Origin of the sequence: Bordetella genomosp. 5 (genome assembly GCF_002261475.1) — a bacterium.
Lineage (GTDB): Bacteria > Pseudomonadota > Gammaproteobacteria > Burkholderiales > Burkholderiaceae_B > Bordetella.
The window spans coordinates 22,182-41,496 of record NZ_NEVN01000010.1 but is presented as its reverse complement, the minus strand read 5'-3'; the positions used below and the strand labels follow the sequence as shown (position 1 = coordinate 41,496).

The window sequence follows — 19,315 nt, the reverse complement described above, 5'->3', positions numbered from 1 at the left end:
CAAGGCACACGATCCCGCGGCGCGTAGCGCCCTCTCCGTGCGGCTGCAGTCAGCAGACTGTCAGCCGCCGAAGACGGTATCGAAGGCCCGCGTGAGTGTAGTGCTGTCGGCCGCCGGGACCAAACCGGGCGCGCCGCGCGCCATGGCCGCGTGCAGCAGCGCCGAGCAGGCGCCGTCCCAGGGGGCGGCGAGCGTCTCTTCGATCTCGCCGTCTTCGTCTTCGGTGCGCAGGATCGCATCCGCGCCGCCGATGGCCTGCGCCCGCTTCCAGAGCTGGCCGTGAATGAGCATGAAACCGCCGTGCACGGGCGAACGCGCAGCGCCGCCGCGGGACGACGCGGCGAGCGTGCCAGCCCAATCCTGCGCAGGCGTGGCGGCGGATGCGGGCGTGCCCTCCGACCAGTGAGCCCAGGCGCGGCCATATGCCGCCTCGGCGTCGGGCGCGAGCGCGTTCGCGTTCGACAGCGCCGTTGCCTGCGCGACAGACAGGCTTTCGATGCGGGCGAGCACGTCGAGCACCGCGTCGCCGTGCGGGCCGAACAGCGCCGACAGCGGCAGCGCGTCGATGAGCTCGATCTCGCTTGCGCGCCAATAACCGGGCTCGGCGACCAGGCCCGACATATCGCCCAGCACGGTCACGCGCACGCGCCACAATCGGCCCGGCCAGTGGCTGCCGATGGTGATGGAGGCGATGTGCTGGTCGACCACGATCCAGGGCGGGCCCGAGGCGGCGCGGCGCACGCGTGCGCCCTCGCGCACGAGCTCGGTGCGCGGGTCGGTCGCGTCGTACCAATAGCCTTCACGAGCGGGAGGGAGAGCGGTCATGGGAACAGAAACAGGATGCCGATACGGTGACGTAGCGTCATGGACGTGTCACGAAACCCCCGCAGAATCCCACGGATTATCCAAAAAAGGAAGCGCGGGGATCATGAAGAAACTGCTCAGCCTCACCCTCATCGGCATGGCCTCGTTGGCCGCCACCTCGGCCAGCGCCGCCGACTGCGAGCGCGGCACGCTCGACAAGAAATTCTGCGATGCCAACGGCGACATGGTCGCCGATGCGCCCACCGATCCCAAGCAATGGATCGATCCGGCGACGCTGATCTTCGCCTACACGCCGGTCGAAGATCCGGAGGTCTACCGCGGCGTGTGGGATGAGTTCCTGCGCCATATGGAAAAGACCACGGGCAAGAAGGTGCAGTTCTTCCCGGTGCAGTCCAACGCCGCCCAGCTCGAAGCCATGCGCGCCGGCCGTCTGCACGTGGCCGGCTTCAATACCGGCAGCAATCCGCTAGCCGTCAACTGCGCCGGCTTCGTGCCGTTCACGATGATGGCGAGCAAGCAGGGCGCCTACGGCTACGAGATGGAAATCATCGTGCCGGCCGACAGCAGCGCGAAGAAGATCGAAGACCTGAAGGGCAAGACCATCGCCTTCACGTCGCAAACGTCGAACTCCGGCTACAAGGCCCCCTCGGCGCTGCTGGCCAGCGCCTATGGCATGCAGGCCGACAAGGACTACAAGACCGCGTTCTCGGGCAAGCACGACAACTCCGTGATCGGCGTGGCCAATAAAGACTACGACGCCGCGGCCGTGGCCAACTCGGTAATGAACCGCATGATCGCGCGCAAGGCGGTGGACGACAGCAAGATCCGCAGCATCTACAAGTCGCAGTCGTTCCCGACCACGGGCTATGGCTACGTCTACAACCTCAAGCCCGAGCTGGCCGAGAAGGTGCGTCAGGCCTTCTTCACCTTCAACTGGGAAGGCACGCAGCTGCTGAAGGAATTCGGCAAGGCCGAGCCGGCGCAGGAAGCCTTCATCCCCATCACCTACAAAGAACACTGGGCGGTGGTGCGTGAGATCGATCAGGCCATGAAGGTGGCCTATACCTGCCAATGAGCGGCGCGCGCGACGCGGGGGGCGATGCCCCCCTGCTCAGTCTGCAGAAGTTGGTCAAGCGCTATCCCACGGGGGATCTCGCGCTCGACCACGTGGATCTGAGCGTGCCGCGCGGTCAGGTGCTCGCGCTGATCGGCCCGTCCGGGGCCGGCAAGAGCACCTTGATCCGCTGTATCAACCGCCTCGTGGAGCCCTCGGGCGGTGACGTGCGCCTGAATGGTCAGAGCCTGCCCACGCAGTCGGCGCGCGAGTTGCGCCGCACGCGGCGTCAGCTCGGCATGATCTTCCAGGAATACGCGCTGGTCGAACGGCTGACGGTCATGGAGAACGTGCTGTCGGGCCGGCTCGGCTATACGGGTTTCTGGCGCAGCTGGGCGCGCCGCTATCCCGCCGCCGACGTGCAGCAGGCGTTCTATCTGCTGGACCGCGTCGGTCTGGCGGGCTTCGAGAACAAGCGCGCCGACGCGCTGTCGGGCGGGCAGCGCCAGCGCGTGGGCATTGCCCGCGCCCTGATGCAGGATCCGCAACTGCTGCTGGTCGACGAGCCCACCGCCAGTCTCGATCCCAAGACCTCGCGCCAGATCATGCGTCTGCTCTGCGAGATCTGCCGCGAGCGCGGTCTCTCGGCCATCATCAACATCCATGACGTGGCGCTCGCCACGCAGTTCGCCGACCGCATCGTCGGACTGCGCAAGGGTCAGCTGGTCTATGACGGCGCGCCCGCCGGGCTGGTGCCGCAGGTGCTGACCGAGATCTACGGCATGGAAGACTGGCATCACGACGCCGGTGCCACGGACGAGCCGGCGCAGGCCGAGCCCGCCGCGGCCCATCCGCCACGCGTGGACACCTTGCGCGTTGCACAGGCCGCCGCATGAGCACGGCCCTGCAATGGCGCAAGCCGCCTTTCATCCGCTCGGCCCGCACGCGTGCGCTGCTCTGGCTGCTCGCGGGCCTGTATCTGTATGCCGCGCTCAACTCGGTCGCGGTCGACTGGAACCGCGTGGCCGAAGGGCTGGTGCGAGGCTGGCGCTTCGTCGCCGCGTTCGCCCAGCCGGATTTCGTGAGCCGCTGGCGCGAAATCAGCGAAGGGCTGATCGAGAGCCTGGCCATGACGGTGGTCGCCACCGCGCTCGGCATCGTGCTGAGCATTCCGGTGGGCCTGGGCGCCGCGCGCAATATCAGCCCTGCGCCGATCTATGCGCTGTGCCGGGGCTTCATCGCGATCTCGCGGGCGTTTCCGGAGCTCATCATCGCCATCCTGCTGGTCAAGATGTTCGGCTTCGGGCCGCTGGCCGGCATGATTACGCTGACCATCGCCTCCATGGGATTTCTGGGCAAGCTGCTCGCCGAAGAGATCGAGACGGCCGACCGCTCGCAGCTCGAGGCCGTGCGCGCCACCGGCGCCGCCTGGCCGCAATGGATCGTCTACGCCGTGCAGCCGCAGGTGATGCCGCGTCTGATCGGCCTGTCGATCTATCGCCTGGACATCAACTTCCGCGAGGCGGCCATCATCGGCATCGTGGGCGCCGGCGGTATCGGCGCCACGCTGAACACCGCGTTCGACCGCTATGAGTTCGAGACGGCCGCCGCGATTCTGCTGCTGGTGATCGCGATCGTGATGATGTGCGAATACCTGTCCGGTCACGTGCGCAGGAGGTTCCTGTGAACGCCGCGCCGCCGCTCTGGCGGCGTCACGCGCCGGGATCGCAGCGCTGGAACTGGCTGCTCTGGATGTTCGGCGCGCTGGTGTTCATGGTCAGCTGGAAACAGATGTCCGACAACACGATCTGGGCCTTCGCGGCGGATGCGCCGGCGGCGGGCTGGGATCTGGTGTCGCGCATGTGGCCGCCGCGCTGGAGCTATGTGCCCCAGCTGCTGCAGCCGCTCTGGGACACGCTCAACATCGCCACGCTGGGCACCGCCATCGGCACCGTGATCGCCGTGCCGGTCGCCTTTCTGGCGGCGCGCAACACCACGCCCAGCCGCGCGCTGCTGCGTCCGCTGGCTCTGGGCATCATCGTGGCGTCGCGCTCGATCAACTCGTTGATCTGGGCCATGTTGCTGGTCACGGTGGTGGGCCCGGGCGTGCTGGCCGGCATCATCGCAATCGCGCTGCGCTCGGTGGGTTTCATCGGCAAGCTGCTGTACGAGGCCATCGAAGAAATCGACGCCAAGCAGGTGGAGGCCATCTCCGCCACCGGCGCCACCGCGCCGCAGGTGCTGGTATACGGCGTGGTGCCGCAGGTATTGCCTTCGCTGGTGAGCACCACGGTCTATCGCTGGGACATCAACATCCGCGAGTCCACCGTGCTGGGCATCGTGGGGGCGGGCGGGATCGGCCTGCCGCTCGCGGCGTCCGTCGACACGCTGGCCTGGCCGCAGGTGACCGTGATCTTCGCGGCCATTCTGGGCACGGTGTTCATCGCGGAATGGGTATCGCGCAAGGTGCGCGAGGCGCTGATCTGAGGCGCCGCGGGCGCAGGATGTGAATGGGCCCCTGCGAGCCGGATGCCGATCCGGTATGCAGGGGCCCGTTTCGTCCAGGCCGTGTCGCCGGGGCTCGCTTACTGCGGCGCGGCGTTGCTCGCCCAGTCGGGCATCTCTCCGGCCACGGCACCGAAGAACGTGATCAACAGCCAGTAACCCAGGCCCGTGATCACGAGCAGCGACAGCACATTCATCAGGAAGCCGTGCTTCGCCATCTGCGGGATGGTGATGTAGCCCGAGCTGAACACCAGCGCATTCGGCGGCGTGGCCACCGGCAGCATGAAGGTCATCGAGGCGGCCAGCGTGGCGGGCACCATCAGCAGCAGCGGGTTTTCGCCGAGGTTCATCGCCAGACCCGCCACGATCGGAAGGAACGTGGCGGCGGTGGCGGTGTTGGACATGAACTCGGTCATGACGAGCACGACGAGCGCCACCAGAATGACCACGCCGAACGTGGGCAGGGCACTGGCGTAACCGCCGAGCTGGCCACCGATCCATTCGTCGAGGCCGGTGCCGACCACCGCGGCCGACAGGCTCAGGCCGCCGCCGAACAGCACGAGGATGCCCCACGGCAGGTTTTTGGTCATCGCCCAGTTCACGAGTGCGCCGCCATCTTTCTCGCCCGACGGAATCACGAACAGCGCGATGGCGGCCAGCACCGCGATCGAGGCGTCCGACAGGCCGGGGATGTACTGATCGAGCACGCTGCGGAAGATCCACGCCGTGGCCGTCACGATGAAGACGCCGGCCACGCGGCGTTCGGCCTTGGACCAGGTGCCGAGCTCATCCAGCTGCGAGCGGAACAGTTCGTCGGCGCCTTCGAGTGTCTTGCGGTCCAGGCGGATCGACACGCGCGTGAGCAGCAGCCAGGCGCCGAACAGCATCACGAGCATGATGGGCATGCCGAAAATCATCCACTGCGCAAAGCCGATGTCGTAGCCATAGGTGCGGCTGAGCGCGCCGGCCAGCAGCGCATTCGGCGGCGTGCCGATCAGGGTGCCGATGCCGCCGATCGACGCGGCATAGGCCACCGACAGCATCAGCGCCAGCGGAAATTTCGACGATCCGCCCTTCTGGCTGATGAGGCCCGCGACGGAGAGCGCGACGGGCAGCATCATCACGGCGGTGGCGGTGTTCGACACCCACAGGCCACAGAACGCGGTGGCCAGCATGAAGCCGCCCACGATGCGATGCTGCTGCGAGCCGGTGCGCGACACGATATTGAGCGCGATGCGGCGATGCAGGTTCCAGCGCTCCATCGCCATCGCGAGGAAGAAGCCGCCCATGAACAGAAAGATGATGGGGTCGCCGTAGGGGGTGGTCGCCTCGCGCGCCGTGGTGGCGCCCACCAGCGGGAACAGCGCCACCGGCAGCAGAGCCGTGACCGCGACGGGCACGGCCTCGGTGATCCACCACGCGATCATCAGCACGGCCACCGCCAACAGACGCCACGCCTCGGGTGACATGCCTTCCGGCGCCGGCAGCATCAACAAGATGCCGCACAGCGCGGCGCCCACGGCGACCGGAATCGGTTTGACGCGGGGTTTTTCCTGGGGACTCGGCGCGGCCGTTTGTGGGGGTGAGGGGTGGCGTGCTGCGTCGGCCATGCGGTCTCCATTCTGGGTTTAAGGGGTATGTAAGGTTTGTATAACCTCATGGCGATGGAGTTGCGGCAGGGTGTAACGAAGCTTGGCGGGGTGCCACGGTTACGCGGACGCCGGGCCCCGTGCGGGCGGGCCGCTGCCCACCATGGCCTGCGCCCGTGCAATGGCCTGCGCGATGGCGGCGGTGATTTCCTCGCGCGCGTTCTCGCCAGTGGCGCGCAACGCATAGGAGGGGTGCCAGGTGGGTAGCAGCCACGCGTCGCCCAGCCACACCGGCGTGTGCAGGTGCTCCTGCAGCGCCGCGTGACGGCCGAGGATCGCATGCAGCGCGGTGGCGCCGAGTGTCACGATCACGTCGGGGCGGACGCGCGCCCGCTCTTCTTCGAGCCAGTGCAGACAGGCATCCACCTCCTGTTGCGCCGGCGTCTTGTGCATGCGGCGCTTGCCGCGTGCCGTCCATTTGAAATGTTTTACCGCATTGGTGAGGTAGAGGCTGTCGGGCTCGGCGCCGGCTCGGCGCATGGCCTCGGCCAGCACCTGTCCGGCCGGACCGACGAAGGCGCGGCCGGCGAGATCCTCCTGGTCGCCCGGCTGCTCGCCCACCAGCATCACGCGCGCGGTCTCGGGACCCCGACCCGGCACGGGCTGCGTGGCGTGGCGCCAGAGCTCGCAGCGGCGGCATTGATCCAGCGTCGTGGGCAGGGCACGCTCGGGCAGGGCGCGTTGCGCGTCGACGGCCACGACCTTGCCCGGCATCGCGCTCACCGTCTGCGCCTGACCCACGCGGCGCGCGCCCGCGCGGGCGTCGGCGATCATGCCCGGAATCAGCCGGCCTTCGGGCAGGCCTTTCCAGAAGCGCGCCGGCATGTGCTGGTGCAACGCGGTTTCGTTCAGGCGCGCGGGATTGAATATGCTCTGGTAGTAGGCCAGCCAGAGCGGTTCGATCCGGTCGGTGCCGATGGGCACGATGCTGGCGTCGGCCGGAGCATCGCTGAAATGCATGGTCCGTCCGTCCCACAACGCGGCGCCCTGCGGCGTGCCGATCCACCAGCTTTCGCGGCCCATGCGCCGCGCGAAGTGATCGGCCACGGCATGCAGCACGTCGTGCTCGGGCTCGTACCAGGCGAGATAGCGCGGCAAGGGCAGTGCCTCGGGCATCGCGAGCGCCGGCGTGGAGGCGTCGGGGCCGAGCGCGTTCGGATCTTCACGCCGATGAAAGCGCACGTACGCGATCATGTCGTGGTGGGCGCGCCTCACCGACTTGGCCATGGCGTGCAGCCGCGCGCCATCGGGGTCGGCGGCCGACTCGGCCGAGCGGTCTCCTTCGCACCAGCGCCACAGCACGCGATAGAGCAGACCCCAGCGATCGGGCGAGCGATAGTGCGCGGCCTCCTGGAGCAGCGTGGCCAGGGAGCGGGAGATGCGCACGGTGGACGGCGACGGCGCAGGGTGGGCGGCGCTCGCGTCCGCGTTAGGAGCGTCGTCCAGGGCCATCTGCATCTGCTCGGCGCCGGCGATGCGCTCGTCCCAGGACAGGCTCTCGGGCGCGCGGCGCTCGGCCAGCGCCTGCAGCGCGAGCGCGCGCCAGCCGGGGTAGCCGCCCTCGACGCGTATGGTGGCCGGCAGCCGTGCGGTCATAGCAGCGCCAGCTGTTCGGGCGGTGGCGCCAGCGCGCGCCGCAGTTGCGCCGACGAAGGTTCGGCCAATGGCGGCTTGTAATCCTGCACCACGATGAAGGGCTTGACCTTGTCCATCGCGCAGCGCAGCCGCGCCACGTCCTGGTAGCGGATCGCGCGCATGCGGCGCAACTCGACCAGACGCTCGGCATTGCGCATGCCGATGCCGGGCACGCGCGCGATCATCCGCTGCGGCGCGCGATTGAGGTCCACCGGAAAAGACTCGCGATGCGACAGCGCCCACGCGAGCTTGGGATCGATGTCCAGCGGCAGATTGCCGCCCGCCTGCAGCAGCTCTTCGGCCTGGAAGCCGTAGCCGCGCATCAGGAAATCGGCCTGATAGAGCCGATGCTCGCGTTGCAGCGGGGGCGGTTGCAGCGGCACGGATGCCGGGCTGTCGGGAATGGGGCTGAAGGCCGAGTAGTAGACGCGCTTGAGCTTGTAGGCGCCATAGAGGGTCTGCGCGGTCTGCAGAATGGTGTGGTCGTCGGCCTCGTCGGCGCCCACGATCATCTGGGTGCTTTGGCCGGCCGGCGCTTTGCGTGCGGCCTCGGAGGCGCGCGGTTTCGCCGGCGTCTCGTGCTCGGCTTCTTCCTGGGCCAGGCGGATCGACCCCATGGCCCGCTTGATGGTGTGCGCGCTCTTTTCGGGCGCGAGCCGCTGCAGCCCGCCCTCGGTGGGCAGCTCGATGTTCACGCTCAGGCGGTCGGCATACACACCCGCCAGCGTGATGAGCTCGGGCGACGCATCCGGAATGGTCTTGAGGTGGATATAACCGCGGAACGCGTGTTCCTCGCGCAGCGACTGCGCCACGCGCACCAGTTGTTCCATGGTGTAGTCGGCATTGCGAATGATGCCCGAGCTCAGGAACAGCCCGTCGATGTAGTTACGGCGATAGAAGTCGAGCGTGAGATCCACCACTTCGCTCGGCTGGAATCGCGCGCGCGGTACGTTGCTCGTGCGCCGGTTGACGCAATAGTGGCAGTCGTACTGGCAGAAGTTCGTCAGCAGGATCTTGAGCAGCGACACGCAGCGGCCGTCGGGCGTGTAGCTGTGACAGATGCCTGCGCCGGTGCTGGCGCCCAGGCCTTCGCGGCCGCGCGAGTCGCGCTTGGGCGCGCCGCTGCTGGCGCACGAGGCGTCGTACTTCGCCGCGTCGGCCAGGATCTCGAGCTTGGTGAGCAGTTCCATGGCGGTTCAATAGCTGGATATATATCCAGTATTGTACGCGCTCTATCGGACTTGTCCGATGGGCCTGCACGGCACTTTAGGGGACGGTTCAGCAGGGCGCTGCGGCGCGCCGGCGGTGTCGGCCGGCGCGGCCTCGATGCGTGGCCCGCGACCTCAGCGGCTCAGCGGCTCAGCGCGAAATGTCGCTCGAGCAGCTCGCCGAAGCGATCGTAGGCCGCGTTGGCGCCCGCGATCACGGCGTCGTGCGCGCGCGGGTCGAGCGCCTCGTCGTCGAGCGAGGCGACGAACCGGCGCCACACGACAGCGCGGCCTTCGGGGTAGGCCGCCAGGTTGCGCGCGCCGAATTCGGCCGACAGCCCCAGGTTGGCCTGCGCCTCTTTGAAGAGAAACGCGGCACCCAGCGTCGAACCCTCGGACACATACAGCCAGCCCAGCGCTTCGGGCATGGCCACGTCCGTGCTGGCGACACGGTCGACCGGCAAGTCGGCATTCAGGTCGCGCAGGTCGGCCAGCGAGGCGGATGCGCGGCCGCGCGCGTCGAGGTCGGGCACCGCGGCCTGGACCTCGGCGTTCTGGAACAGGTGTTCGACGTCGAGCTGGAACAGGTATTGAGCGGCGACGAAGCGAGCGTACGATTCGCGGCTCGAGAACGGCGCGGCGCGCTCCATCAGGCGATGCATGCGCTCGTGCTGGTCGTTCGTCTCGACCTTCAGGCGTTGCGACAGCCGCGGGCGATCGAGAATTTCGGTGGTCATGATGTTCGGTATCCGGGTAATGCGGGCCGCCGGTGTGAATCGACGGGAACGTGCGTCATTCTTTCCTGGCTGCAGGGAATGGCACGTCAAAGTTACTGAAGAACGGGCGTTCGCGCCAGCGGCACGGGTGACGGGGAGGGGGCACGACGGGACCGGGGCGGTGTCCCGCCGGTGCCGGGCGCGCCATTTGCTGGATGCGAGGCTTTCCAGGAGACCACCATGGCACACCAACCCGAAGGACAACGCGAACATCTCGGCGCCAAGATTCAGGAGCTCGAAGCCGAGGGCAAGGTCCCGACCACCGCACCCGACGGCAGCACCTCGCGAGAGATTCCGGTGGATCCGTCGGCCGATCCGGCGCCGGACGAGGCAACGGAAGGTCGGCCCAACCGCGATCCCGACAGCAATTCCGGTTATCCCGCGGGGGGGCATCGTAACCCGCCGGGCCGCGATGCGTACGATCGCCCGCGCGATGCCGAGCAGGATCAGGCGGAGAAGATTCCGTCGGATCGCACCATGGCGCCTTGACGCCGCATGGCGACGAGCGCGGCGGCGTCGATCGCCGCCGCGCTCGCGTCGTCACCATTCCCCCTGCCAATGTGTGAACAGGCACGGCAGTTGCAGCCCTGTGATCACCGCGCCGCTTTCGGGCGGCGCCACCCGATACGCACTGGCCGCCACGCGGCCAACCCATCCGGAGATCACGATGAAAGCACTCTGCTGGCAGGGCAAGCACGACGTTCAATACGACACGGTTCCCGACCCCACGATCGAGCACGGCCGCGATGCCATCGTGCGCGTCAGCGCCTGCGCGATCTGCGGTTCCGACCTGCACTTGTTCGACGGCTTCATGCCCGAGATGCACAAGGGCGACATCCTTGGCCACGAGTTCATGGGAGAGGTGGTGGAGGTGGGCCGCGACAACACCGCGCTCAAGGTCGGCGACCGCGTCGTCGTGCCGTTCACCATCACCTGCGGCGAGTGCGATCAGTGCCGCGTCGGTAATTTTTCCGTGTGCGAGCGCACCAACCGCAACGCCAGCATGGCCGCCAAGATGTTCGGCCATACGACGGCAGGCCTCTTCGGCTATACCCATCTGACCGGCGGCTATGCCGGCGGGCAGGCCGAGTATGTGCGCGTGCCGTTCGCGGACACGACCCACATCAAGGTGCCCGACGGCGTATCCGACGAACAGGTGCTGTTCCTGGGCGACATTCTGCCCACCGGCTGGCAGGCCGCGGCGCAGTGCGAGATCAAGCCCACCGACACGGTGGCCATCTGGGGCGCCGGTCCGGTCGGCCTCATGACCGTGCTGAGCGCGATCCTGCAGGGCGCCCGCCAGGTGATCTGCATCGACCGCGTGCCGGAGCGGCTCGCGATGGCCGCCCAGGCGGGCGCGCTCACGATCAACTTCGACGAGCAGAGCGTGGTCGAGTGTCTCAACGAAATGACCCAGGGCAAGGGCCCGGAAAAATGCATCGACGCGGTGGGCCTCGAAGCGCACGCCGCCGGCTCGTTCGATGCAATCTACGATCGTGCCAAACAGGCGGTCGGCGCGGAAACGGACCGGCCTCACGTGCTGCGGGAAATGATCTACGTGTGCCGGCCCGGGGGTGTGTTGTCGATTCCGGGCGTCTATGGCGGCGTGGTCGACAAGATTCCGTTCGGCGCGTCGATGAACAAGGGGCTCACCTGGCGCATGGGCCAGACGCACGTGCGGCGCTGGACGGACGATCTGCTCGCGCGCATCGTCGAGGGCGAGATCGATCCGTCGTTCATCATCACGCACACCGCGCCGCTCGCCGAGGGGCCGGAGCTGTACAAGACCTTCCGCGATAAACACGATGGCTGCGTGAAGGTCGTGCTGAAGCCGTAGCGACGCCTGCGTGCAGAAAGCGGTGAGCACACGTGCCACCGCTTTCTGTTCCGTGACCGCTCAATAGCTGTAGCTGATGCCCAGTTGCGCCGTGCGCGGCGCGCCCGGGTAGACGTAGGTGTTGAAGGCGCCTTCGTCGTAGTTGCGGTTGAACAGGTTGGTGATGTCCAGGTTCACGCGCAGGTTCTTGTTGACCTGATAGAAGCTGAAGAGGTCCACGGCCACGTACGAGCCCATGTCGTAGGAGGTGGCGGCGGTCTGGCCCTTGCGCTCGTCTACATAGCGCACGCCCACGCCCAGACCTAGACCGCGTGCCGGACCTTCGTGGAACTCGTACATGTTGAGCAGGCTCAACGTGTTGCGCGGAATGTTGGCCAGGCGCGTGCCCTTGGGCAGCGTATTGTCGCGCGTGACACGGGCGTCGACGAACGAGTAGCCACCGATCACCCGCCATTGCGGCGTGATGTTGCCGGCGACGTTCAGGTCGAAGCCGCGGCTGCGCACCTGGCCGGCCGCTACACGATAGTTCGAGTCCACGGGGTCGACGGTGAGCACGTTCTTCTTGTCGATCTGATAGATCGACGCGTCGATGCTGAGCTGACGATCCAGCGCTTCCCACTTCGCACCCACTTCGTACGACTTGCCCTTTTCGGGGCTGAAGCCGGTGCCCTGACGGTCCGCGCCGGTGTTCGGCTTGTAGGAGCGCGCCGTGTTCGCATACACGGCCACGGTGTCGGTCAGGTCGTAGGTCACGCCCAGACGCGGCGTGACGGCGGTGTCGGTGCTGCGCCAGTTGCGGCCGCCCGGCAGGCGGTCATGGTAGGTGTGCTCGAAGCGCTCCAGGCGCAGCCCGGCCAGCACCTTGAACCGCTCGGTGATCGCCACCTGATCCTGCACGAAGGCGGCCCAGGTCTTGAGGTTTTCCTTGTCGTGCGTGGTGGTGCGGGTGAGCGCCGGGCGGGGCTGGCCGAGGATCGGATCGAACAGGTCGATCGGATAGGCATTTGCGCCCGCCGCGGAGCGCCGGATGATCGAGCGGTAATCGTAGTCTTCGTACTCCACGCCGGTCAGCAGCGTGTGACGCAACGCGCCGGTGCTGAAGTTGCCGGTGAGGTTGAGCTGCAGATCGCGATCGGTCCAGTCGAGCTTGCGCCAGTTGAAGTTGCGGCCCAGCGTGCGGCCGTTCGCCTGCAGGGCATTGGCCTCCACCGCATTGCCTTGCAGCGTGCCGTCGAGCCACTGCGCACCGCCGCCGAGCTTCCAGTCGTCGTTCAGGTCGTGCTCGAAACGCAGCTGCACCATGTTGTTGTCGTTGTGCAGCTTGTTGTCGGTGCCCGTTTCCCAGACGTTGGTGTCGCGCGAGGCGCGGCCGCTCTGGTTGGCGTACGCGGTGAGGCCGCGATCCAGCGGATGATTGTTGCGCATGAAATCGGCTTCGAGCGTGATGCGCGTGGCGCGGCTGGGCTGCCAGCGCAATACCGGCGAGATGCCATAGCGCTCGGTGCTGACGTCGTCACGGAAGCTGTCGCCGCCTTCGGCCAGGCCGTTGATGCGATAGGTGAGGCTGCCGTCCTCGTTGAGCGCGCCGGTCGAGTCGAGCGTGGCGCGGCGCATGCCGTGATTGTCGAACTGCGTGCCGACCGTCACGCGCGATTCCGCCTCGGGCTGCTTGGTGACCACATTGAAGGTGCCGCCGGGATCGCCGCGTCCGTACAGGCTGCTGGCGGGGCCGCGAATCACTTCCACGCGCTCGATCGTGTACGAATCGGGGGCGTTGGGATAACCGCGGTTGATCGGAAAGCCGTTGCGGTAGAACTCGCCCGTCGTGAACCCGCGCACCGTGAAGGTGGTGAGGCCCTGGCCGCCGAAATTGTTCGCCCGGCCCACGCCGCCCGCGTAGTCCAGCACCTCGTGCAGGCGGGTCGCGTCGGTGTCGTCGACCACGTCGCGCGGCACGACCGTGATCGATTGCGGGACTTCGTGCAGGGCGGTGTCGGTGCGCGTGGCGCTCATCGACCGGGTGGCACGGTAGCCGAGGACCGGGCCGTCGGCGCGCTCGGACACGCCATACACGTTGACGGTCTCCAGCTCGACGGGGTTGGCGGGGGGCGCTTCGTTGGCGTAGGCCAACGGGAGTGCCGAGTTGAGGAGACAAGCAGAAAGAAGGACGCGCCGCATTCCAGGATCCGAGAATTTTCACAAAAGCGGGCCGAAGCTTACTGGGAATGCTATCGATTCGCATTAGCGGAATTGTGTCGGCGTTCGACTGTCGGGTTTTCCCCACATAGGGCTGGGCAAGCCGCTGATTTCATTCTGAATTCTGGCTGAATTTCCGTGCGCGCCAAGCCGCGCTGCCGTGGCTCGGGCACGCCAATTGCCCGGTCAAGGGGACATATCCGATCCGGGGCTTGGTCTGATCCGGGGTCGAACAACAGGGGACGCCGATGAGCGATTCGACACGCCGCATAGCAGCCACGGAGGCCTGCCCATGACGGCGCCGCACGCCTGGGTGATCGGTGACGTCCATGGCTGTCATGCCACGCTGCAGGCACTGCTCGCCCATCCCGAACTCGCGGGCGACGCCGGGGCAAGGCTCTGGTTCACCGGCGATCTGGTCAATCGCGGGCCGGCATCCGCGGCCACCTTGCGCACCGTGCGCGCGTTGGGCGAGCGTGCCGTTGTGGTACTGGGCAATCACGACCTGCGCGCGCTCGCGTTGGCCTGCCGGGCGGTGGCGCCAGGCGCGCAGGACACCCTCGAAGATTTGCTCGATGCGCCGGACGCGCTAGAGCTGCTCGATTGGCTGCGTCAGCGGCCGCTGGCGCACGCCGAGGGCCCGTATCTGCTGACCCATGCGGGCCTGTATCCGCGCTGGGATGCCGCGTCGGTGCCGCTGCTGGCCCAGGAAGTGGAGACGGTACTGCGCGATGCGCGATGGCGCGGCAGCATGAGCGCGCTGCTGCAGCGCACGCCCGGCACCTGGTTCCGGCATCGTCACGGGCGCCGGCGCGTGGCGTTCATCGCCAATGCGCTCACCCGCATGCGGCTGTGCGGCCCGGACGGCGGACTGTTGTTCAAGGCAAGCGCCACGCCGGGACTCTGGCCGCCGCACGCGCGGCCCTGGTTCGATATCCCGCGGCGTACCGTTGAGCCCGCGGTCACGACCGTCTTCGGCCATTGGGCCACGCTGGGCCTGATGCTGCGCGACGACGCCGTCTGCGTCGACACCGCGTGCGTGAGCGGCGGCATGCTGAGTGCATTGCGTCTGTCGGATCGCAAGCTGGTGCAGGTGCGCCGCATCGACAGCGCGCGCGGGGTGTTGGCGGCGGCGTGAGGGGCGGCTGCCGCGGCGATTGGCGTATCGCGCGAGGGCCGCTCCGCGATCAAGAAGTGGCCTGATTTACCGTGGCCGGAGCCCTCGTCGGCATATTTTTCCGGCGGCGTGCGACGCCCCGGCGCCCGCCTTCCGGGCATGAAGCAGGAACAGCAGTTGCTGCGAATACGGGTTCGACCCAAGCAATGCGACAGGAGGCCGCGATATGAAGATTCGACTGAAACCTCTCAAGGAACAGGTGGTGGTGATCACGGGTGCCGGTAGCGGCATCGGTGCGGCAACCGCGCGCCTGGCGGCGTCGCGGGGCGCACGCGTGGTGCTGGCGGGGCGCGGCGAAGACGCGCTCAACGCGGTGGCCCATGAGATCGAGGCGCAGGGCGGCAAGGCGCTCGTCGTGACCGCAGACGTGGGCGTGGAGCAGGATCACGAGCGCATTCTCGAGCAGGCGATGGCCGCGTTCGGCCGCGTCGACACCTGGGTCAACAACGCCGGCGTGTCGATCTTCGGTACGCTCGAGCAGGTGCCGCTGGCCGATCAGCGCAAGCTGTTCGACACCAACTACTGGGGCGTCGTGTACGGCTCGCTGACCGCCGTGCGTCATCTCAAGAGCCAGGGTGGCGGCGCGCTGATCAATATCGGCAGCGAGGTCTCGGATCGCGCCATCCCGCTGCAGGGCGCCTACTCGGCGACCAAGCACGCCGTGAAGGGCTACACCGATGCGCTGCGCATGGAGTTGCAGGAAGAGGGCGCGCCGATTTCGGTCACGCTGATCAAGCCTGCCGCGGTCGCGACGGGCTACACGGCGCATGCGCGCAACTACATGGACGTGCAGCCGCAGCTGCCGCCGCCGGTCTATGCGGCCGACCAGGTGGCCCAGGCGATCCTGCATGCCGCCGAGCAGCCCGTGCGCGACATGTTCGTGGGCGGCGCGGCGCGCGCGATCTCGGCGCTGGGCCGCACCATGCCGGGCCTGTCCGACCGCATGGCCGGGTGGCTGTTCCGCAATCAGCGCGGCAAGATGCCGGCCGGCGGCGGCTCGGATTCGCTGTTCGAAGCCGGCGGTGAACATCCCGTCGATCCGTTGCAGGAAGGGCGCAAGAGCGCCTATACCCAGCTCGCCATGCATCGCGGCGCCTCGATCGTCACCGGCGTTCTGCTGGTGGGCGGCGCGGCGTTGTGGGCATTGCGGCGCCGTTAAAGGAGTGCGTCATGAGCAAACCCCATTCTCACCAGGACGATCCCGCCGACGCCGACCGCAAGCCGGTCGTGCCGGGCGAGCGGACCTTGAGCGACCGGCCCGCCGATCCCAACCGCACGGGCGCGGGCCGGCAGTTTCCGCCCGGCATCCACCCCGACGATGCGCGCGACCCGGGCAACGCGACGCCCGACGCGCCACCGGTGGACAACCGCTCGTGACGACAGGGAAGGCCGCCCCGTGCAAGGGGCGGCCTTTTCGATTCTGTGCTCGAGTGCTGCGCGCTGGATGCGGCTTGGGATCCGGGCCCGAGGCGGGCGCCGATTGCTGAGCGGGCGCTTCTAGCCGGTCGCCGTCAGCGCCCTCGGCCAGGTGGCTACAATATCGCCTGGCCGTCGATCTGCGCACGGCCGCGTGTAAGCCAGGAGCTCGAAGTGCTTGATAACAAGATGATGCCCGTGTTGATGTCGATCGGCGTTGTCGCCCTGATGTTCGTGTGCGTCGCCATCTACGTGACCGTGGCCCCGCTGTCGCCGGCGCAGGTCAACGAAGTGCTGAAGACGATGGCGATTTCGGGCCTGTGCATCCCGCCCGTGCTGGCGCCGGCCATCATGCTCTATCAACGCAGCCGCGCCAGGAAGCGCGCTGCCCGCGAGGCGGCAGCGCCCGTGGCGGGCCGCAAGGCCTGACAACCGCCGTATCACGGAGCGCCGCGTTTTTCGCGGCATGCCACATGACAGAGGCCGCGCGGATTGCGATCCGCGCGGCCTCTTCTGTTTTCGGGCACGCCCCTCACGTGGCGGGCGCTGCCTTTACATCCGATAGCGCAGCGTCAGCATGGCGTTGCGGGGATCGCCGTACAGGTTGTAGAAGATGCCGTAGCCCGGCGTGCGCAGATACTCGCGATTGAACAGGTTGTTCACCGACAGCGCCGCGTCCCAGTTCTTGTTGATCTGGTAGCCCACACGCGCGGACACCGTCGCGTAGCCACCCTGATACACCGACGCGGTCTGTACGTTGCTCTGCGCCTGCATGCCCATCCCCACGCGCCACCCCACCAGCGCGCCGCCGAAGTCGTCGCGATTGAAGCGGTACTGGGTCCAGAGCTTGAACAGGTGCTTGGGCAGCACGTCGGCGCCGAAACGCTCACCCACGTTGGCCGGATCCGAGTCGCGCAAGTATTTGGCGTTGGTGTAGGTATAGCCCGCCACGATGTCCCAGCCCGGCGTCGGGCTGCCGCTCACTTCGGCCTCCCAACCCTGGCTCTGCACCAGGCCGGCCGCGCGGCTGCAGGTGCCGGTCGGCGTGCCGCCGCAACCGATGTTCTCGGTGTCGGTCACGGCGCGGTTCTTGTCGCGGATGCGGAAGAACGCCAGCGACGCATTCATGCGGCCATCGAAGAACTCGCCCTTCACGCCGGCCTCCGATTGCCAGCCCACGCGCGGCTTGAGCGTGTTGCCGCTGATATCCTGCGCCGTCTGCGGTACGAAGATGTCGGCATAGCTCGCATACAGCGACACCTGATCGTTCAGGTCCCACACCATGCCGCCGTAGGGCGTGAACTCGTTGTTCACGTTCGCATTGCTGCGGGTCCAGTCCGAACGCTCTGGCGCGTAGGTGCGGCTTTTTTCGCGGTAGTCGGTCCAGCGGCCGCCCACGATCAAGGTCAGTGGGTCGGCCAGCTTGAAGCGGCCCGCCGTGTAGATGCCGGATTGCTCGGTGCGGGTGTTGCTGCGGTTGACGACCGGCAGCTCGTAATAGCTGTCGAAGTCATGATCGTCGAGGGGCGCGACGTCGGGCAGCACGCTGAAGCGGCTGCCCGTGATGGAGTCGTAGCGCGCGAGGTTATAGCCCAGCGTCAGCGTGTGCTCGCGGCCCAGGAAGGGCACCGGTCCGGTGACATGAACGTCGGCCTGGTCCCACGCGAAATCGTTGGCAATGCGGCCGACCGACATGCCGACCCGGCCCGTATCCCGGGGAATGGGACCGCTGGTGAAGCCCGAGTAGCCCCGGTAGCGCGAATCGCGATGCAGATAGGCTGCCTTGAATTTCCAGTCGTTGGCGAAGCGGTGCGTCAGGTCGGCACCCACGTCGTAGGTGTCGAAGTTGGACACCCTGGACGGTCCGACATAGCTGTCGCGATCGGGCTCGGAGCCGTCGTCGTACAGCGGCAGGCCATTGAAGTTGCGGAAGCGCCGCTTGTTGTAGGCGGCGGTCAGGCCCACGGTCGTGTCGGGCGTGAGGTCATACTCCAGCACACCATAGAGCGTGCTCGGCTGCGAGTACCCGAGATCGTAGAACTTGTCCTCTTCCTGCACGGCGCCAACGATCCGTCCGCGCAAGGTTCCCGACGTGTTCAACGGACCGCCGCCATCGAGTTCCAGCCGGCGCGTGTCCCAGGAGCCCACCGTGGCCGCGCCCTCGAAGTGCGCCACGTCGCGCGGGCGCTTGCGCACGTAGTTGATCGCGCCGCCGGGCTCGCCCGTTCCGGTGAGCAGGCCGGAGGGGCCCCGCAGGACTTCCACGCGGTCGTAGATGGCCAGATCCATGTGCGGGCTGTAGTCCTGCTGCGGCAGGCCGTCGTACTGCGCGCTGGTCGAGAATCCGCGCGCATTGAAGCGCTCGGTGCCTTCGTAGTCGGAAGGCGTCAGGCCCGTCACATAGCGCATGGCCTCGGCAACGGTGACGAGCCCCTGGTCATCCATCTGCTGGCGCGTCATGACCGAGACCGACTGCGGGATCTCGCGCAGCGACTGGCCGTCTTTGGTGATCGTGACGGCGCGCGCGGCATAGGAGTCCAGGCCGTCGGTCGTGGCGCCCAGGCCCACGCCGTCCACGCGCACGGCGTCCAGTGTCACGGCGGCGTCGCGGTTGGCGGGGTCCGGTACCAGCACGTAGCCCGCGGCCGTCGCGCTGGCGCGATAGCCGGTGCCGCGCAGCAGCGCCACGAATCCGTCGGCCACGCCATAGCGGCCGCGCAGACCCGGCGTGCTCAGGCCTTGCAGACGGCGCACGTCGATGACGATGTCCGCACCGGAGAGCTGCGCATAGCGGCTGAGCGCGGGTGCGAGGGGTCCGGGTGGAATGTCGTACTGCGCGGCGGTGGCGGCGCTGCTCGCGCCCACAGGCTGGGCCAAGGCGCCGGGGCCGACGAGCGTGGTGCAGACCAGCGCCAGCACGAGCGGCAGTGGACGGGCAAGCATCGGAGCGAGGCGGGCAGGGGTGCGGGCGGCACCGCGGAGAGTGTGGGCTGAGGCCATGAAGCGGCTTCCTGTTCGTGGGTTCTATGGGTTTGAC

General features: G+C 67.7%; 17 protein-coding genes. 10 read left to right on the top strand and 7 right to left on the bottom strand.

Annotated features, from left to right (window positions below):
* Nucleotides 1–60: 60 nt before the first annotated feature.
* Nucleotides 61–825 carry a hypothetical protein gene (locus CEK29_RS18840; RefSeq protein ID WP_094858978.1) on the bottom strand — a complete coding sequence of 255 codons (765 nt, stop codon included), beginning with the start codon at nt 823–825 and terminating at the stop codon, nt 61–63.
* Between the two features lie 103 nt (nt 826–928).
* Between CEK29_RS18840 and phnD the strand changes: the two genes are divergently transcribed.
* From phnD to phnE (CEK29_RS18820), 4 genes are read left to right on the top strand one after another with little or no spacing between them, the layout of a single operon-like run.
* Complete coding sequence (gene phnD, locus CEK29_RS18835) at nt 929–1,900, top strand: phosphate/phosphite/phosphonate ABC transporter substrate-binding protein (RefSeq protein ID WP_094858977.1); 972 nt, start codon at nt 929–931, stop codon at nt 1,898–1,900.
* Nucleotides 1,897–2,775 carry a phosphonate ABC transporter ATP-binding protein gene (gene phnC / locus CEK29_RS18830; RefSeq protein ID WP_217903889.1) on the top strand — a complete coding sequence of 293 codons (879 nt, stop codon included), beginning with the start codon at nt 1,897–1,899 and terminating at the stop codon, nt 2,773–2,775. Before phnD ends, phnC begins: the two co-directional genes overlap by 4 nt.
* Nucleotides 2,772–3,566, top strand: a complete 795-nt coding sequence (phnE, locus tag CEK29_RS18825) for a phosphonate ABC transporter, permease protein PhnE (protein WP_094801534.1) — start codon at nt 2,772–2,774, stop codon at nt 3,564–3,566. Before phnC ends, phnE (CEK29_RS18825) begins: the two co-directional genes overlap by 4 nt.
* Complete coding sequence (gene phnE / locus CEK29_RS18820; RefSeq protein WP_249279106.1) at nt 3,563–4,366, top strand: phosphonate ABC transporter, permease protein PhnE; 804 nt, start codon at nt 3,563–3,565, stop codon at nt 4,364–4,366. Before phnE (CEK29_RS18825) ends, phnE (CEK29_RS18820) begins: the two co-directional genes overlap by 4 nt.
* Before the next feature lie 98 nt (nt 4,367–4,464).
* Here phnE (CEK29_RS18820) and CEK29_RS18815 read toward each other — a convergent pair whose 3' ends face one another.
* The 4 genes from CEK29_RS18815 to CEK29_RS18800 form a co-directional block, all read right to left on the bottom strand.
* Nucleotides 4,465–5,994 (bottom strand): SLC13 family permease, encoded by a 1,530-nt coding sequence (locus CEK29_RS18815; RefSeq protein WP_094858976.1) that lies wholly within the window; start codon nt 5,992–5,994, stop codon nt 4,465–4,467.
* Nucleotides 5,995–6,093: 99 nt separating this feature from the next.
* Nucleotides 6,094–7,629 (bottom strand): UdgX family uracil-DNA binding protein, encoded by a 1,536-nt coding sequence (locus CEK29_RS18810; RefSeq protein ID WP_094858975.1) that lies wholly within the window; start codon nt 7,627–7,629, stop codon nt 6,094–6,096.
* Nucleotides 7,626–8,858 (bottom strand): putative DNA modification/repair radical SAM protein, encoded by a 1,233-nt coding sequence (locus CEK29_RS18805; RefSeq protein ID WP_094858974.1) that lies wholly within the window; start codon nt 8,856–8,858, stop codon nt 7,626–7,628. Before CEK29_RS18805 ends, CEK29_RS18810 begins: the two co-directional genes overlap by 4 nt.
* Before the next feature lie 161 nt (nt 8,859–9,019).
* Entirely contained in the window at nt 9,020–9,613 is a 594-nt protein-coding gene (locus tag CEK29_RS18800; protein ID WP_094858973.1) for a biliverdin-producing heme oxygenase, read from the bottom strand.
* 219 nt (nt 9,614–9,832) lie between these two features.
* Here CEK29_RS18800 and CEK29_RS18795 point away from each other — a divergent pair, with 219 nt between their 5' ends.
* A complete protein-coding gene (locus CEK29_RS18795) occupies nt 9,833–10,141 on the top strand; it encodes a hypothetical protein (protein WP_094858972.1) in 309 nt (102 codons plus the stop codon).
* A gap of 178 nt (nt 10,142–10,319) precedes the next feature.
* Nucleotides 10,320–11,489, top strand: coding sequence for a zinc-dependent alcohol dehydrogenase (locus tag CEK29_RS18790; RefSeq protein ID WP_094801546.1), 1,170 nt, complete (start codon nt 10,320–10,322; stop codon nt 11,487–11,489).
* Nucleotides 11,490–11,549: 60 nt separating this feature from the next.
* Here the strand turns inward: CEK29_RS18790 and CEK29_RS18785 are convergent, their stop codons facing one another.
* Nucleotides 11,550–13,619, bottom strand: a complete 2,070-nt coding sequence (locus tag CEK29_RS18785) for a TonB-dependent siderophore receptor (protein ID WP_217903888.1) — start codon at nt 13,617–13,619, stop codon at nt 11,550–11,552.
* A 358-nt stretch (nt 13,620–13,977) separates the two neighbouring features.
* On the opposite strand from CEK29_RS18785, the gene CEK29_RS18780 reads away from it, so the two are divergent.
* The 4 genes from CEK29_RS18780 to CEK29_RS18765 all read left to right on the top strand — a co-directional run bounded on the left by CEK29_RS18780 (nt 13,978) and on the right by CEK29_RS18765 (nt 16,707).
* The gene (locus CEK29_RS18780) at nt 13,978–14,823 is read left to right on the top strand and encodes a symmetrical bis(5'-nucleosyl)-tetraphosphatase (RefSeq protein ID WP_094858970.1); all 846 of its coding nucleotides are present in this window, start codon (nt 13,978–13,980) and stop codon (nt 14,821–14,823) included.
* A 205-nt stretch (nt 14,824–15,028) separates the two neighbouring features.
* The gene (locus CEK29_RS18775) at nt 15,029–16,021 is read left to right on the top strand and encodes an SDR family oxidoreductase (RefSeq protein WP_094858969.1); all 993 of its coding nucleotides are present in this window, start codon (nt 15,029–15,031) and stop codon (nt 16,019–16,021) included.
* A gap of 11 nt (nt 16,022–16,032) precedes the next feature.
* Entirely contained in the window at nt 16,033–16,239 is a 207-nt protein-coding gene (locus tag CEK29_RS18770; protein WP_094801553.1) for a hypothetical protein, read from the top strand.
* Nucleotides 16,240–16,452: 213 nt separating this feature from the next.
* On the top strand, nt 16,453–16,707 hold the full coding sequence (locus tag CEK29_RS18765; protein ID WP_141217940.1) for a hypothetical protein: 255 nt from the start codon (nt 16,453–16,455) through the stop codon (nt 16,705–16,707).
* Between the two features lie 123 nt (nt 16,708–16,830).
* On the opposite strand, the gene CEK29_RS18760 is transcribed toward CEK29_RS18765, so the two are convergent.
* Nucleotides 16,831–19,221, bottom strand: a complete 2,391-nt coding sequence (locus CEK29_RS18760; RefSeq protein WP_094858968.1) for a TonB-dependent siderophore receptor — start codon at nt 19,219–19,221, stop codon at nt 16,831–16,833.
* Between the last annotated feature and the right edge of the window lie 94 nt (nt 19,222–19,315).